Genomic DNA, 15732 nt, shown 5'->3' with positions numbered 1-15732 from the left:
CTCCACCGATGCGGTGCTGCCAGGGCCGGCCGGCTCCGACGCCCCCGAGGACGGTCCTCCCCCGGGCCCGCAACCGGCCCCCGGGCCGACGTACCCCTCCGCCGCCGCCCCGGACGCGCATCAGGCCGCGGGCCGCATCCCCGGTCCACGCCCGTCCGCCGAGTCCCCCCGGGCCCTGATCCGCGGACTGCTGCGCCACCCCCGGCTGCCCGGCGCCCTGCTGGCGGCGCTCTGCCTGGCGTACGCCCTGGGCGCCGCCGTCGGCTGGGGCTCGCCCGGGCTCGCCCTCTTCATGGGTGACTTCGGCCTCGCCGCCGCCGCCCTGGCCGCCACCCTCTCCTGCCTGGTGCACGGCTGCACCGTCGGCGGCCACCTGCGCCAGGCCTGGCTGCTGTTCGGCCTCTCCTCGGCCATGGTGGCCTTCGGCAACGGCACCTGGGGCTGGTACGAGGTGGTGCTGGGCACCACCCTCCCCGAGGACTCGCTCGCCGAGTACGCCTTCCTGCTCTTCGCCCCGCTCGCGATCACCGGTCTGCTGGTGCTCGCCCAGCGCCCCCGCACCGTCGCCGGCTGGGTCTACCTGGTGCTGGACGGCTGGCTGGTGGCCGGCTCGCTGTTCACGCTCAGCTGGAGCCTGGCACTCGGACGCACCGCCGAGGGGGAGACCGGCGACCCGCTGCGACTGGCCCTCGGCCTGGCCTACCCGGTGCTGGACATCCTGCTGGTCAGCCTGGTGGTCGGGCTGCGGTTCCGCAGCCGGGACGGCAACCGGGCGGCCGTGCACACCGCGATGGTGGGCCTGGCCCTCACCGTGGTCTGCGACGCCCTGTTCACCTCGCCCGAGCTGCGCAGCAGCTACCACTCCGGCGAACTCCTGGACGCCGGCTGGTTCGCCGGCAGCCTGCTGCTGGCCTGGGCCCCGTGGTCGCCGCGCCGGCGCCGGCCGAGCCGCGAGCACCCGTCGGCGGCCGGCGCCCCGCTGCGCCGGGTCTCCACCACCTTCAGCGCGCTCACCCCGTACGTCGCGGCGGCGGTCTGCACGGCGGGCATCCTGTACAACGCCCTCGGCGGCCACGCGCTGGACCGGGTGGTCGCCTCGGCGGCCTGCACGGTCGGGCTCGCGCTGATCCTGCGCCAGGGGGTGATGCTGCTGGACAACCTCTCGCTGGCGCAGGAACTCGCCCAGAAGGAGGCGCACTTCCGCTCCCTGGTGCAGGGCTCCAGCGACGTCATCATGATCGCCGGGGCGAACGGCGTGCTCTCCTACGTCAGCCCGGCGGCTCTGCGGGTCTACAACCGCGACCCGGCCGAGCTGGTCGGCGGGAACCTGCTCAACCTGGTCCACCCCGACGACGTGGACCGGGTGCTGCTGGAGGTCCGCCGGCTGCTGGTGAAGTGCCAGCACACCGCCCACCGCACCCCCGGGTCCCCCGAGCCCTCGGCTCGGGTCGAGTGCCGGATCCGCTCGGGCAGCGGCGAGTGGCTGCACGTGGAGTCGACCGTCAACCGCTACCGCGAGGGCCTGATCCTGAACAGCCGGGACGTCACGGAGCGGGTGATACTCCAGGCCCAGCTGCAGCACAACGCCTTCCACGACCCGCTCACCGACCTGCCCAACCGGGCCCTGTTCGCCCAACGGGTGCGGGCCGCGCTGGGCGAGCGCGGGGACGGCCGGCCGCGCACGGAACGGCCGGAGGACCGCGCCGCCGTCGCGGTGCTCTTCCTCGACCTGGACGGCTTCAAGGCGGTCAACGACACCGCCGGCCACCAGGTCGGCGACGAGCTCCTGGTGCAGGCGGCCCGGCGGCTGCAGAGCGTGGTGCGCTCCGGCGACACCGTGGCCCGCTTCGGCGGGGACGAGTTCGCCGCCCTGGTCTGCGGGCGGCTGGGGCGGGTCCAGGTGCAGGAGCTGGCCGAGCGGCTGCGCTCCGCGCTCTCCGAGCCTTACTGGATCGGCGGCGCCGAGCTGGGCGTCGCGGCCAGCATCGGCATCGCCTTCGCGGCGCAGTCCCGGGAGGCCGCCGCCGACCCGAAGGCCGCCACCGACGAGCTGATGCGCAACGCCGACCTGGCGATGTACCGGGCCAAGTCCGAGGGCAAGGGCCGGGTGGTGCTGTACTCGCCGGGCATGCGGGCCGACCTGGAACGCCGCAGCGAGCTGGAGGAGCGGCTGCGGGTCGCCGTCCGGGAGGGCGGCTTCACCCTGCTGCACCAGCCGGTGGTGGACCTCGCGACCGGCGCGGTGGCCGCGGTCGAGGCGCAGGCCCGCTGGCGCTCGGCGCAGGGCCTGCTGCTCACCCCGGCGGAGTTCCTGCGCAGCGCCGAGCAGGGCGACGGCGCCACCCGGTTCTCCCGCTGGCTGGTCCAGGAGGTGGTGGCCGCCGCCGCCCTGCGCGGGGCCGCCACGCAGCGTCCCCGGGCGGCGGCCGTCCCGGTGTCGGTACGGCTGTCCGCGGAGCGGCTCTGCGCCCCGGGGATGTACGAGACCATCGCGTCGGCGCTGCGGGACACCGGCCTGCCGGCCGCGCAGCTGGTCATCGAGGTGGCCAGGACCGGGCCGGACGAGACGGCGGACGAGCTGGGCCGGCGGCTGACCGCGCTGCGCCGGCTCGGGGTGTCCACCGCGATCGCGGGCTTCGGCGCCGGCGGCGGCTCGCTGGGCGCGTTCGCCCGGCTCCCGTTCGACTCGCTGAAGCTGGACCGCACCCTGGTCCAGGATCTCGCGGACTCGGCGCTCAGCCGCGCGCTGGCCGGCCACGCCCTGCGGCTCGGCCGGGACCTCGGCCTGGTCACCGCCGCCGAGGGGGTGGACCTGCCGCGCCAGGTGGTGGCGCTGCAGGAGCTGGGCTGCCGCCAGGGGCAGGGCACGGCCTTCGCGCAGCCGATGGACGAGCAGCGGCTGCGCCGGGCACTGGGGCGGCGGGTCTACCCGCTGCCCAGACCGCTGGGGGCGCTGTCGGCCCGCCGCGCGTACCTCGCCGCGGAGGCCCGTTCGGGTGGCCGGACGGAGCCCGGAGCGGGGCGTGTCGTACATCACCACGTGGCCTCCGACCTGCCGGAACGCCGATCGGTGGGTGGTCCGGGACATGGTCCGCATGGTGAGACCGCCGTCCCACCCGCTTGACACTCGACACCGCCCGGGAGGAAGGTCGTTGCCATGCGCACCCGAATTCTCGTACTTGGCGGGCGCGTCGGCTGAGCGGGCTGATACGCCCCGCTCGTGACAGACCGACGCGCCACCCCTCGCATGCCCTGGGCACGAGGGGTTTTTTGTTGCACTGACACCTGGTGAACCCAGCTGTCGAACACCGCAAGACCACTGACCATGAGGTCCGCACCTCCCGTTCCGGCGGGAACAGGCGGACGATTGAGGCAGAGCCGGCGACCGGCCCACCCAGGCATCCCTCTCCTCTGGGAGGGCACACCACCGGGGCCGGCAGAACCCGAGAAGAGACAGGCAGATGACTGAGCACGCCGCATCCCCCCGCCGTGGGGACACCCCGGCCGCCCACGCGCCGGGTCCCCAGCACGTCGTCGAGACCATGACCGGCGCGCAGTCGCTCATCCGCTCGCTGGAGGCCGTGGGCGCGGACACCGTCTTCGGGATCCCGGGCGGGGCCATCCTTCCGGCGTACGACCCGCTGATGGACTCGCAGAAGGTCCGTCACATCCTGGTCCGCCACGAGCAGGGCGCCGGGCACGCCGCCACCGGCTACGCGCAGGCCACGGGCCGGGTCGGCGTCTGCATGGCCACCTCGGGCCCCGGTGCGACCAACCTGGTCACCCCGATCGCCGACGCCTACATGGACTCCGTCCCGCTCGTCGCGATCACCGGCCAGGTCGCCTCCAAGGCGATCGGCACCGACGCCTTCCAGGAGGCGGACATCTGCGGCATCACGATGCCGATCACCAAGCACAACTTCCTGGTGACCGACCCGGCCGAGATCCCCCGGGTGATCGCCGAGGCCTTCCACATCGCCGCCACCGGCCGCCCCGGCCCGGTCCTGGTCGACATCGCCAAGGACGCGCTGCAGGCCACCACCACCTTCCGCTGGCCGGTGGAGACTTCGCTGCCCGGCTACCGTCCGGTCACCAAGCCGCACGCCAAGCAGATCCGCGAGGCCGCGCGGATGCTGGTCGGCGCGAAGAAGCCGGTGCTGTACGTCGGCGGCGGTGTGCTCAAGGCGAGCGCCACCGCGGAGCTGCGGATCCTCGCCGAGCTGACCGGCGCCCCGGTCGTCACCACCCTGATGGCGCTCGGTGCCTTCCCCGACAGCCACCCGCAGCACCTGGGCATGCCCGGCATGCACGGCAGCGTCCCGGCCGTCACCGCGCTGCAGAAGTCGGACCTGCTCTTCACCCTCGGCGCCCGCTTCGACGACCGGGTCACCGGCAAGCTGGACAGCTTCGCGCCGTACGCCAAGGTCGTCCACGCCGACATCGACCCGGCCGAGATCGGCAAGAACCGCCCGGCGGACGTGCCGATCGTCGGCGACGCCCGCGAGGTGCTGGCCGACCTCATCGTGGCCGTCCAGGCCGAGTTCGACGCCGGCCACAAGGCCGACTACGCCGACTGGTGGGTCAAGCTCAACGAGTGGAAGACCACCTACCCGCTGGGCTACGAGCCCGCTCCGGCCGGCGGGCTCGCCCCGCAGCAGGTCATCGAGCGGATCGGCCAGCTGGTCGGCTCGGACGCGATCTACGCGGCGGGCGTCGGCCAGCACCAGATGTGGGCCTCGCAGTTCATCAGCTACGAGAAGCCGGCCACCTGGCTGAACTCCGGCGGCGCGGGCACGATGGGGTACGCGGTCCCGGCCGCGATGGGCGCCAAGGCCGGCCGGCCGGAGGCCGCGGTCTGGGCCATCGACGGCGACGGCTGCTTCCAGATGACCAACCAGGAGCTGGTCACCTGCGCGCTGAACAACATCCCGATCAAGGTGGCCGTCATCAACAACGGCTCGCTGGGGATGGTCCGCCAGTGGCAGACCCTCTTCTACAACCAGCGCTACTCCAACACCGTCCTGCACGCGGGCCCGGAGCACGACGGCATCGCCGCACCGGCCCAGGGCACCCGGATCCCGGACTTCGTGCTGCTCTCCGAGGCGATGGGCTGCGTCGGCCTGCGCTGCGAGCGCCCGGAGGACCTGGACGCGGTGATCAAGCAGGCGATGGAGATCAACGACCGCCCGGTCGTGATCGACTTCATCGTGCACCAGGACGCCATGGTCTGGCCGATGGTCGCGGCCGGCACCAGCAACGACGAGATCCTCGCCGCCCGGGACGTGCGCCCGGACTTCGGCGACGACCTCGACTGACCCCCGACCACCAGAACCAGAGAGAGCTACGAAATGTCCAAGCACACCCTCTCCGTCCTGGTCGAGAACAAGCCCGGCGTGCTCGCCCGCATCGCCGCCCTGTTCTCCCGTCGGGGATTCAACATCGACTCCCTCGCGGTCGGCCCGACCGAGCACCCGGACATCTCCCGGATGACGATCGTGGTCAACGTCGAGGACCTCCCGCTGGAGCAGGTCACCAAGCAGCTCAACAAGCTGGTCAACGTGATAAAGATCGTCGAACTCGACCAGACCGCTGCGATCCAGCGCGAACTGGTCCTGGTGAAGGTCCGCGCCGACAACGACACCCGGTCGCAGATCGTCGAGATCGTCCAGCTGTTCCGCGCCAAGACGGTCGACGTGTCACCCGATGCGGTGACCATCGAGGCCACCGGCAGTTCCGACAAGCTGGAGGCGATGCTCCGGATGCTGGAGCCCTTCGGCATCAAGGAGCTCGTGCAGTCCGGCCTGGTGGCCATCGGGCGCGGCGCCCGTTCGATCACCGACCGCTCGCTGCGCGCCCTCGACCGCAGCGCGTAGTGACGGGCGGTCGCCCCGGCGACGCGACCCGTCTCACCACCTGAAGCAACGCCCCACACCCCCGCCGGGTCCACGTACCGTGGGTACCGCACCACCCGGCATCACCATCACGCAAGGAGATGTGCCCCCGTGGCCGAGCTGTTCTACGAAGACGACGCCGACCTGTCCATCATCCAGGGCCGCAAGGTCGCGGTCATCGGCTACGGCAGCCAGGGCCACGCCCACGCGCTGTCGCTGCGCGACTCGGGCGTGGACGTCCGTGTCGGCCTCCTGGAGGGCTCGAAGTCCCGCGCCAAGGCGGAGGAGGCCGGCCTGCGCGTCGTGTCGCCGTCCGAGGCCGCGGCCGAGGCCGACGTCATCATGATCCTGGTGCCGGACCCCATCCAGGGCGACGTGTACAAGGAGGCCATCGAGCCGAACCTGAAGGCGGGCGACGCCCTCTTCTTCGGCCACGGCCTCAACATCCGCTTCGGCTTCATCACCCCGCCGGCCGACGTCGACGTCTGCATGGTCGCCCCGAAGGGCCCGGGCCACCTGGTCCGCCGCCAGTACGTCGAGGGCCGCGGTGTCCCCGCGATCGTCGCCGTCGAGCAGGACGCCACCGGCAAGGGCTTCGACCTGGCGCTCTCGTACGCCAAGGGCATCGGCGCCACCAAGGCCGGCGTCATCAAGACCACCTTCACCGAGGAGACCGAGACCGACCTGTTCGGTGAGCAGGCCGTCCTCTGCGGTGGCACCGCCGCCCTGGTCAAGGCCGGTTTCGAGACCCTGGTCGAGGCCGGCTACCAGCCGGAGATCGCCTACTTCGAGTGCCTGCACGAGCTGAAGCTCATCGTCGACCTCATGTACGAGGGCGGCCTGGAGAAGATGCGCTGGTCCATCTCGGAGACCGCCGAGTGGGGCGACTACGTCACCGGCCCGCGCATCATCACCGCCGACACCAAGGCCGAGATGAAGAAGGTCCTCGCCGAGATCCAGGACGGCACCTTCGCCAACACCTGGATCGCCGAGTACAAGGCCGGTCTGCCGAAGTACAACGAGTACAAGAACGCCGACTCCGAGCACCTGCTGGAGACCACCGGCAAGAAGCTCCGCAAGCTCATGAGCTGGGTCAAGGAAGAGGCGTAGGCCTCCCGTCGCGCCCGGCGCACACCCCACGGGGGCGTGCGCCGGGCGCGACGTACAGCCGCGCCGGGGCAGGCCTGGGCCAGGCCTGCCCCGTCTGTACATCTGGTTGATCCCGTGCGAGTGATTTCGCCGTACGGGAGCAGCCCGGCCCCCCGCCCGTCGATACACTTCCGAGTGCGCGTCAGGCCCACAGCGTCGTGCGTCTATCTACGCGGCATGCCACCTTCCCCCGCTGGTCACGCCACCTTCGTGCCATGGACCGGGGAGAACCGGACAGTTAAGGACACACTGTCGTGAGCACTGTGACTTCCAAAAACGCCGTCGTACTGATCGCCGAAGAGCTGTCGCCCGCCACCGTTGACGCCCTCGGGCCGGACTTCGAGATCCGCCACTGCAACGGTGCGGACCGTACCGAGCTGCTGACCGCCATCGCCGACGTGGACGCGATCCTGATCCGCAGCGCCACCAAGGTGGACGCCGAGGCGCTGGCCGCGGCGAAGAAGCTGAAGGTCGTCGCCCGCGCCGGTGTCGGCCTGGACAACGTCGACGTCTCCGCCGCCACCAAGGCCGGCGTGATGGTCGTCAACGCGCCGACCTCCAACATCGTGACCGCGGCCGAGCTGGCCTGTGGCCTGCTGATCGCCAGCGCCCGGCACATCGCCCCCGCCAACGCCGCCCTCAAGCAGGGCGAGTGGAAGCGCAACAAGTACACCGGTGTCGAGCTCTCGGAGAAGGTGCTCGGCGTCGTCGGCCTCGGCCGGATCGGCGTGCTGGTCGCCCAGCGGATGTCCGCCTTCGGCATGAAGATCGTCGCCTACGACCCCTACATCCAGGCCGCCCGCGCGGCCCAGATGGGCGTCAAGCTGCTGACGCTGGAGGAGCTGCTGGAGGTGTCGGACTTCATCACCGTGCACCTTCCGAAGACCCCCGAGACCATCGGCCTGATCGGCGACGAGGCGCTGCACAAGGTCAAGCCGACCGTGCGCATCGTCAACGCGGCCCGCGGCGGCATCGTCGACGAGGCCGCGCTCGCCAGCGCCCTGCGCGACGGCCGGGTGGCCGGCGCCGGCCTGGACGTGTACGCCAAGGAGCCCTGCACCGACTCCCCGCTGTTCGCCTTCGACAACGTGGTCGCCACCCCGCACCTGGGCGCCTCCACCGACGAGGCGCAGGAGAAGGCCGGTATCGCGGTCGCCAAGTCGGTCCGCCTCGCGCTGGCCGGCGAGCTGGTACCCGACGCGGTCAACGTCCAGGGCGGCGTGATCGCCGAGGACGTGCGCCCGGGCCTGCCGCTCGCCGAGAAGCTCGGCCGGATCTTCACCGCGCTGGCCGGCGAGGTCGCCGTCCGCCTGGACGTCGAGGTCCGCGGCGAGATCACCCAGCACGATGTGAAGGTGCTCGAACTCTCCGCGCTCAAGGGTGTGTTCGAGGACGTCGTGGCCGAGACGGTCAGCTACGTCAACGCCCCGCTGTTCGCGCAGGAGCGCGGCGTCGAGGTCCGCCTGACGACCAGCAGCGAGAGCCCCGAGCACCGCAACGTCATCACCGTGCGCGGCACGCTCTCCGGCGGCGGCGAGATCGCCATCTCGGGCACCCTGTCCGGCCCGAAGCAGATCCAGAAGATCGTCGGCGTGGACGCCTTCGACGTGGACGTGGCGCTCACCGACCACATGGCGTTCTTCAAGTACGAGGACCGCCCCGGCGTGGTCGGCATCCTGGGCCGCCACCTCGGCGACGCGGGCATCAACATCGCGGGCATGCAGGTCGCCCGTGAGGGTGAGGGCGCGCTCGCCTCGATCACCGTCGACAGCCAGATCCCGCAGGAGGTCCTGTCGGCGATCGCGGCCGAGATCGGCGCCAAGTTCGCCCGCTCGGTCGACCTGCGCTGACCCCGGCGCCGGCCCTCCGGCCGGCAGCCCGCCGCGGCCCTCCCGTCCTCGTGACGGGAGGGCCGCGGCCGTTCCCGGGCCGTTCCCGGGCCGTTCCGGGGCCGTTCCCGGGCTCCCCGGCCCCGTGGTGCCCGGGGCCGTACGGGTGGCCGGGGCGGGTGCCGTCTCAGATAGTAGGAAATCCAAGTAGTTGTGCAGACAGCGACGGGTGGGGCGTCGTACCGTGAAAGAGCCATACGGTCAGCCACCCCTGGCTCCTACCTTCCGGTCAGGGCGCGTGGGCCCGTGTGTGCCGTACGCGCTACGGCAGGCGACCCCTGCTCGGCGTACCAACCCTCCCCACCCTCAGCACTTCCACGTGCACTGAACCGAGGAGCCCGGTATGCCCCCCACCGCAGACCTGCTCACCCACCGTGACCACCGCGCCGCCCAGGCGCCCGCCCGCCCGGCCACCCGTCGCCGGCGCCGGGTGGAGCCCGACCCCCAGGTCGCCGCCGCCCTGCAGCGGGCGCTGGACCGCCGCGACAACGGCGGCGAGACCGGCCACCTGGGGTAGCCCCGAGCCGCCCCCGCTCACCCGGATGGCCTGACGTCCTGTCACTCCGGAGAGTGCAAGTGGCCCCCGTACGAGGGAGGTTGCTCGCACTCCCCGGCGCGATGATCGTAATTTGAGGCCTCCGGAGGGGAGATCGACGTCCGCACGGGGCGGACGTCAGCGGCACGCGTGCGGATCAGACCCCCGCCGGGGGAGAGGGCCCAGTGCTCAAGCAATCCGTCCGCCGCCCGCTCAGCAGACTCGGCGTCGCGCTGGCCCTGATGGCGGGGCCGGTGGGCGTCCTCGGCGCCCATCCGGCGGCCCTGGCCGACACCGCACCCGTCGGCAGCACCGCGGCCGGCGGCGCGCCGGCCCGGGCCGCCGGGCCGCCGGCCGCCGGGCAGGTCACCGTCCTGCTGGAACTCGGCACCGAACCCGCCGCCCCCGCCTGGCAGCGCGCCGCCGCCGGGGCCAGGCGCGCCCTGCGCTCCCCCGAGGTGGTGCGCCAGGAGGCCGCCCGGGCCGGCGCGGGCCAGCGCCGGGAGGCCGTCCGGGCCCTGGACCGGCTGGCCGCCGACGTCCGCGCCGCCGTCCCCGAGGCCCACGAGCTCTACCGGACCGAGGCCCTGCTCACCGGTCTGGCCGTCACCGCGCCGGCCGGCCGGCTGCCCGCCCTGCGCGCCCTGCCCGGCGTCCGGGCCGCCCACCCGGTCGCCCGCAAGGAGCGGGTCAACGCCTACTCCGTTCCGCTCACCGGCGCGCCCGCGGTCTGGGCCGGGGTGCCCGGCGGCTCCGGCGACGCCGACCGCCCGAACACCGGCCAGGGCGTGCGGATCGGCATCATCGACAGCGGGATCGACTACACCCACGCCGACTTCGGCGGCCCCGGCACCGAGCAGGCCTTCCGGGCCGTGGACGGCGCCGCGCCCGCCCCGGCCGGCCTCTTCCCCAACCCGAAGGTCACCGGCGGCAAGGACCTGGTCGGCGACGACTACGACCCCGACCCCTCCTCCCCGACGTTCCAGCCGCAGCCGCACCCGGACGACAACCCGATCGACTGCGCCCTCAACGGCCACGGCACCCATGTGGCCGGTACCGCGGCCGGCCTCGGGGTGAGCGCCGACGGCCGCACCTACACCGGCCCCTACCTCCCGGGCCTGGACCCGGCGGGCTTCCGGGTCGGCCCGGGCGCCGCCCCCGGCGCGGAGCTGTACGCGATCCGGGTGTTCGGCTGCGACGGCTCCACCGACCAGCTCACCCAGGCCCTCGACCTGGCCGCCGACCCGGACGGCGACGGCGACCTCACCGACCGCCTGGACGTGGTCAACCTCTCGCTCGGCAGCCGCTTCGGCAACACCGACGACGCCGACTCGATCGCCGCCGACCGCCTCTCCGCCCTGGGCACCCTGGTGGTCGCCTCGGCCGGCAACGAGGGCGACGTCTACGGCATCGGCGGCAGCCCCGGCACGGCCCCCCGCGCGCTCACGGTGGCCGCCTCCGTCGACCCGCACAGCGACGCGGACGGCCTGCGGGTGCTCGCCCCCGCCGACCTGGCCGGCGTCGTCCCGGCCCACTGGAGCTCCCGCTACCAGGACTGGGCGGCCAAGGAGGTCAGCGGCGAACTCGCCGTGCCGGTCGACCAGTCGGACGGCTGCACGCCCTTCGACGAGAGCGACCGGGCCCGGCTGGCCGGGCGGATCGCGGTGCTCAGCTGGCAGACCAAGGACTCCGAGCGGGCCTGCGGGTCCGGCCCGCGGGCCGACCACGCGGCCGACGCCGGCGCCGTCGGCACGCTGTTCGCGGCCGTCGACGACCACCTCGCCGAGATCGCCGGCAACGACCGGATCCCGGCCGTGCTGCTCGCCCGTGCCGACGGCGAGCGGCTGCGCGCCGCTGCCGCCGAGGGCGCCGTCACCGTTCAGCTCGCCACCCCCGGCAACACCCTGCACGGCGTGGTCGCCCAGGAGCAGCCGCAGCGCACCGACACCCTCACCGACTTCACCTCGCGCGGCATCGGTGTCCCCGGCGTGGTCAAGCCCGACGTGGCGGCGCCCGGCGAGACCATCTGGTCGGCGAAGGCCGGCAGCGGCTCCGGCGGCATGCGCGAGGGCGGCACCTCGATGGCGGCCCCGCACGTGGCGGGCCTCGCCGCCCTGGTCCGCTCGGCGCACCCCGACCTGACCGTCGAGCAGGTCAAGGCCGCGCTGATGAACACCGCGACCGACACCTGGTCCGGCGACGAGCACAGCGGCCCGGTGTACGGGCCGGAGCGGACCGGCGCCGGGCGGGCCCGGGTCGACCTCGCCGTCCGCACGCCCGCCGTCGCGTACGCGGCGGGGGAGGGCGCCGTCGAGGGCGCGGTCGGGGTCTCCTTCGGCCCCGTACCGGTCGGCGGCCCGCTGGAGCTGACCCGCGAGGTCGAGGTCCGCAACGTCTCCGGCGCTCCGCTGACCTACCGGACCGGCTACCGGGCCGCCACCGAACTGCCCGGCGCGGCCTTCGGCCTGGCGCCCGAGCGGATCACCGTGCCGGCGGGCGGCGCCGCGCGGGTCACCGTCACCCTGCGCGTCCCCGGGGAGCTGGGCCGGATCCCGGACCCGACCGTCGACACCGCCCAGGCCGGCCACGCCCGCAGCTACCGGGGCGAGCTCTCCGGCCTGCTGCTGCTCACCCCCGACGGCCCGCAGGGGGCCGGCCCGGACGGCCCGCCGGAGCTGCGGGTGCCGCTGTTCGCCGCGCCCCGGGCCGCCTCCGACCTGAGCGCCGAGGTGCAGGCCCGGCTGCCGCGGACCGGCACCCTGCTGACCCTGGGCGGTACCGCCGCACCCGCCGCGACCGGCGGCCTGGTCAGCGCCTTCGCCCTGGCCGGCGAGGGGGAGCGCTGGCCGGACTGCCCGGCCGACGGGATCTGCGTCGACCGCCCGGGCGACCGGTCCGCCGACCTGCGGGCGGCCGGCGCCGCCACCGACGCGCCGGCCGTCGCCACCGGCCCGGATGACCAGCTCGGCCGGGGCATGCTCTACCTCGCCGCGAACTTCTGGGCCCCCGCCGTCACCCCGGTCGGCGTGCACGCCGCCCGGGCCTCGATCGACACCGACGGGGACGGCACCACCGACGTCCTGGTCTCCGCCGACCGGTTGCGCGGCAGCGACGTCCTGGTGGCCCGGGCGCTGGACGCGCGCACCGGCAAGGAGCTGGACGTCCAGCCGCTGAACGCCCGCTGGGGCGACACCGACACCGACCTGCTGGACAGCGACACCGTCGTGCTGCCGGTCCGGCTGTCCGTGCTGCCCGGGCTCCGGGAGGGTGCCTCGCAGATCCGCTACGGGCTCTGGACCGGCCCCGCCGCGCCCGGACTGCCCGATGCGGCCGAGGCGTACTCCTCGATCGGGCTGGACGGCGACCGGCCGACCGCCGTCCTCGACGTGCTGCACCCGGCGCTGGACGTCCGCAGCGGGATCGGCGGCCCGGCCGCCGCGCTGGCGCCGGAGCGGCCCGGCGCGGTGCTGGAGGTCCGCCGGGCGGCCGGTGACCGGACCGGGCTGCTGCTCGTCCACCACCTCAACACGGACGGGCGGCGGGCCCAGATCATCGGCCTCGGCTGAGCCGCGGCCTTCCGCCGGGGCCGGGGCCGGGGCGGAGCTGGTCCGGGCCGGCCGGACCGGGGGAGGCCCCGGCTCAGACCGGGGGCGGCGGTGCGGCCGGCCCGCCGCCCCCGGCCGCCGTCGCCCCGGCCCGCCGGGTCGCCCGGGCCGACCTGGCCGGCCGGCGGCGCGGCCAGTGGGTGGCCGCGACCAGCGCCACCACCCCGGCCGCGGCCAGTCCCACCACCAGTCCGGCCGCGAGCCCCGGCTGCCGGAACGAGCAGGTGAGGCGGGAGTCCCCGGGCTTCAGCGGCACACCGATCAGCCCCACCACGGACTGTGGCGCGGTGTACGGCCCGCCGCCCGCCGAGCAGGACCAGCCCCGGACGGCCGGCACCGACAGCACGGCGGTGCCGGCCGGACCGGCCGGGAGCACCGCGCCGAGACTGTGCCCGCCCGCCGTCACCACGGCGCCGCCGCCCGCCGCCAGCCGCGCCAGCGTCTCCTCCAGCGCGCCGGCCCGCAGGCAGCCCAGCGGCCTGGCCGGGATCTGGCCGGCGGCGGACGTCCGGAGCAGCACCTCCACCCGGCCGTCGGCCGGCACCGGGCCGAGCACCCGTACCCCCACCGCCGTGTACGGCTGCTCGCCGTCGCTGGTGAAGGTGCTGCCCAGCCCCGACACGGTGCCGTGGAACCAGAGGGGGTGGAAGTACGCCGTACTGCCCGGCGGGCAGCTCGCCGCCAGTACGGTGCCGGCCTGGCCCGGCGGGGTGGCCGGCACCGACCAGCCGCTGCTGCCGTGCGGTACCGCGGGCGGCCCGCCGGCCGGCGCGGGCTCGGGGACGTCGTAGAGCGCGCCGCCCAGCACGGTCTCCCGCCGGGTCCACACCGAGCCGGTGTCGCCCGGACCGGGCGGGCGCACGGTGACCAGTGCCGGGGCGGCGGCGCCCCGGACGGTGAAGCCGTTCGGGGCCGGGCCGTCCGCCAGGTAGCTGCGGACGCCGAACAGCGCCCGGCCGACCGGGTCGTCCGGGCTCAGGGTGTGCCGGCCGGAGCTGGTCCAGCCCGCGCCCAGGTCGTGCAGGGTCTGCGCGAGGGCGGCGGGCAGCTGGTCGGAGGCGTACCCGCCGCCCTGGCCGCCCAGCAGCAGCGGGTCGTTGGCGGTGAACGCGTGCGGACCGGGATCGGCTCGGCCGTCCGGCCAGTCGTCGGCCGCCCGCAGCGCCCGGTAGGCGGCCTCGGCCGGCGCCACGGCCACCTGCCGTCCGGACCCGCCGCCCGCCGAGTACGCCGACCAGACGGCGCCGCCCAGCACCCCCACGGTCAGCGCCACGGTGACCAGCCCGCTCGCCCGGGGCCGGTCGTGCAGCAGCTCCAGCGCCCACAGGGCGGCCAGCGCGGCGGCGCCGCTGGCCGCCGCCCGTAGCCAGTCCGGGGTGCGCAGCGCGTCCTGGCCGTGGACGAGCACCGCGAGCAGCAGCACCAGCCCGGCCCCGCCGAGCAGGGCGAGCGGCCCGGGCCGGTGCGAGAGCGAGACCCAGGCGGCCAGCACCAGCAGTCCGCTGACCACGAAGGCCGCCCGGTACGGGCCCGCCACCGGCAGGGCCAGCCCGTGCCAGCGCAGCACCTCGGGCCGCCAGAACAGGCTCAGCGCCGCCAGCGCGGGCAGCCCGCACCAGGCGATCCGCTCCCTGGGCCGCACCCGGGGGTTGAAGGGCAGGCTCGCCGCCAGCAGCAGCCCGAGCATTCCGACGGCGACGTCCGGCAACGGCGGCGCGGCCTGCCCGCCGGGCAGCAGCCGGGCGAGCTGGGCGAGCAGCCCCGGCGAGCCGTCGGTGGCGCTGAGCGGCCCGGGCTGGGCGTCCTGCGCGGCGGTGACGGCGACGAACAGCACCGGCGAGGAGACCAGCGCCCCGGCCACCGTCATGGTCACCGCCCGCCCGGTCACCCGGACCCAGGCCCGCAGGGCGGACCCCGGCAGCAGCGGGGCGGTGACCACCAGCCGGACCACCAGCACCAGTCCGGCGGTGAGGGTGGCCGCCACGGCGGTGTGCAGGCTGCCGGTCCAGGCCGCCGCCACGCAGACGGCGCCGGCCGCCCAGCGGCGCTCGCGCAGGCACCAGTCGGCCGCCAGCAGCAGCAGCGGCAGCGCCACCGGCCCCCACATCCACCCCGGGTTCGCCGCGCCGTCGTCCAGCACCCAGGCGCAGAGTGCGTACCCGACCGCGAGCAGCGCCCGCAGCCAGGGCGGCCCGGGGTGCAGCCGGCCCAGGGCGTGGGTCATCAGCGCGGCGGCGGCGGCGATGCTCAGCACGGTGACCAGGAGCACGGCCGTGCCGACGGCGGAGCGGGGGAAGAGCCCGACCAGCCAGGAGAAGGGGTTGAGCAGGTAGGCGGCGAGGTCGGGCAGGAACGGGGTGCCGTAGCCGCTGCCCCAGTTGAACAGCAGGTCGCCGGTGGTGTTGCCGTGCAGCAGGTCCCACAGGTGGGCGTGGAACGGGACGGCGACGTCCCGCAGGGCGGCGCCGGCGGGGGCGTGCGGACCGAACGGGTAGGTCCCGCGGGCGGCCGCCGCCAGGCAGTACGCGCCCGCCGCCAGCGCGGCGGCGACCCCGGCCGCGGCGGCCTCCCGGCGGCGAGGGGTGAAGGTCTCGCTCAACGCGCCGTGGTCCGTTCTGCGAGGAATGTCCAGGCCTGATCGGATCGAGCATAGGAGGCGGGGG

At 74.8% G+C, this 15732-nt stretch carries 8 protein-coding genes; 7 read left to right on the top strand and 1 reads right to left on the bottom strand.

Going from position 1 to position 15732, the window contains the following annotated elements:
* Window positions 1–175 precede the first annotated feature (175 nt).
* From OG689_RS15545 to OG689_RS15515, 7 genes are all read left to right on the top strand, one after another.
* Entirely contained in the window at window positions 176–3124 is a 2949-nt protein-coding gene (locus OG689_RS15545) for an EAL domain-containing protein (protein WP_266327161.1), read from the top strand.
* A 337-nt stretch (window positions 3125–3461) separates the two neighbouring features.
* Window positions 3462–5315, top strand: coding sequence for an acetolactate synthase large subunit (locus OG689_RS15540; RefSeq protein ID WP_266320925.1), 1854 nt, complete (start codon window positions 3462–3464; stop codon window positions 5313–5315).
* Window positions 5316–5348: 33 nt separating this feature from the next.
* Window positions 5349–5873 carry an acetolactate synthase small subunit gene (gene ilvN / locus OG689_RS15535; protein ID WP_266320924.1) on the top strand — a complete coding sequence of 175 codons (525 nt, stop codon included), beginning with the start codon at window positions 5349–5351 and terminating at the stop codon, window positions 5871–5873.
* Between the two features lie 129 nt (window positions 5874–6002).
* Window positions 6003–7001: a ketol-acid reductoisomerase gene (gene ilvC, locus OG689_RS15530; protein ID WP_073926043.1), complete on the top strand. Its 999-nt coding sequence runs from the start codon at window positions 6003–6005 to the stop codon at window positions 6999–7001.
* Between the two features lie 302 nt (window positions 7002–7303).
* Window positions 7304–8890, top strand: coding sequence for a phosphoglycerate dehydrogenase (gene serA / locus OG689_RS15525; protein ID WP_266327159.1), 1587 nt, complete (start codon window positions 7304–7306; stop codon window positions 8888–8890).
* Window positions 8891–9272: 382 nt separating this feature from the next.
* The gene (locus OG689_RS15520; protein ID WP_266320923.1) at window positions 9273–9446 is read left to right on the top strand and encodes a hypothetical protein; all 174 of its coding nucleotides are present in this window, start codon (window positions 9273–9275) and stop codon (window positions 9444–9446) included.
* Between the two features lie 203 nt (window positions 9447–9649).
* Window positions 9650–13030 (top strand): S8 family serine peptidase, encoded by a 3381-nt coding sequence (locus tag OG689_RS15515; protein ID WP_266320921.1) that lies wholly within the window; start codon window positions 9650–9652, stop codon window positions 13028–13030.
* A gap of 73 nt (window positions 13031–13103) precedes the next feature.
* On the opposite strand, the gene OG689_RS15510 is transcribed toward OG689_RS15515, so the two are convergent.
* Window positions 13104–15668, bottom strand: coding sequence for a YfhO family protein (locus OG689_RS15510; protein ID WP_266320920.1), 2565 nt, complete (start codon window positions 15666–15668; stop codon window positions 13104–13106).
* Between the last annotated feature and the right edge of the window lie 64 nt (window positions 15669–15732).

This window comes from Kitasatospora sp. NBC_00240 (assembly GCF_026342405.1).
Taxonomy (GTDB): Bacteria; Actinomycetota; Actinomycetes; order Streptomycetales; family Streptomycetaceae; genus Kitasatospora.
Note: the sequence above shows the minus strand (reverse complement) of the source record. Positions and strands in the feature narration are given on the sequence as shown.

Excerpts from the sequence above, each read along its gene's own strand:
- OG689_RS15540 (WP_266320925.1), top strand. The coding sequence starts at position 3,462 with ATGACTGAGCACGCCGCATCCCCCCGCCGTGGGGACACCCCGGCCGCC.
- ilvN (WP_266320924.1), top strand. The coding sequence starts at position 5,349 with ATGTCCAAGCACACCCTCTCCGTCCTGGTCGAGAACAAGCCCGGCGTG.
- OG689_RS15520 (WP_266320923.1), top strand. The coding sequence starts at position 9,273 with ATGCCCCCCACCGCAGACCTGCTCACCCACCGTGACCACCGCGCCGCC.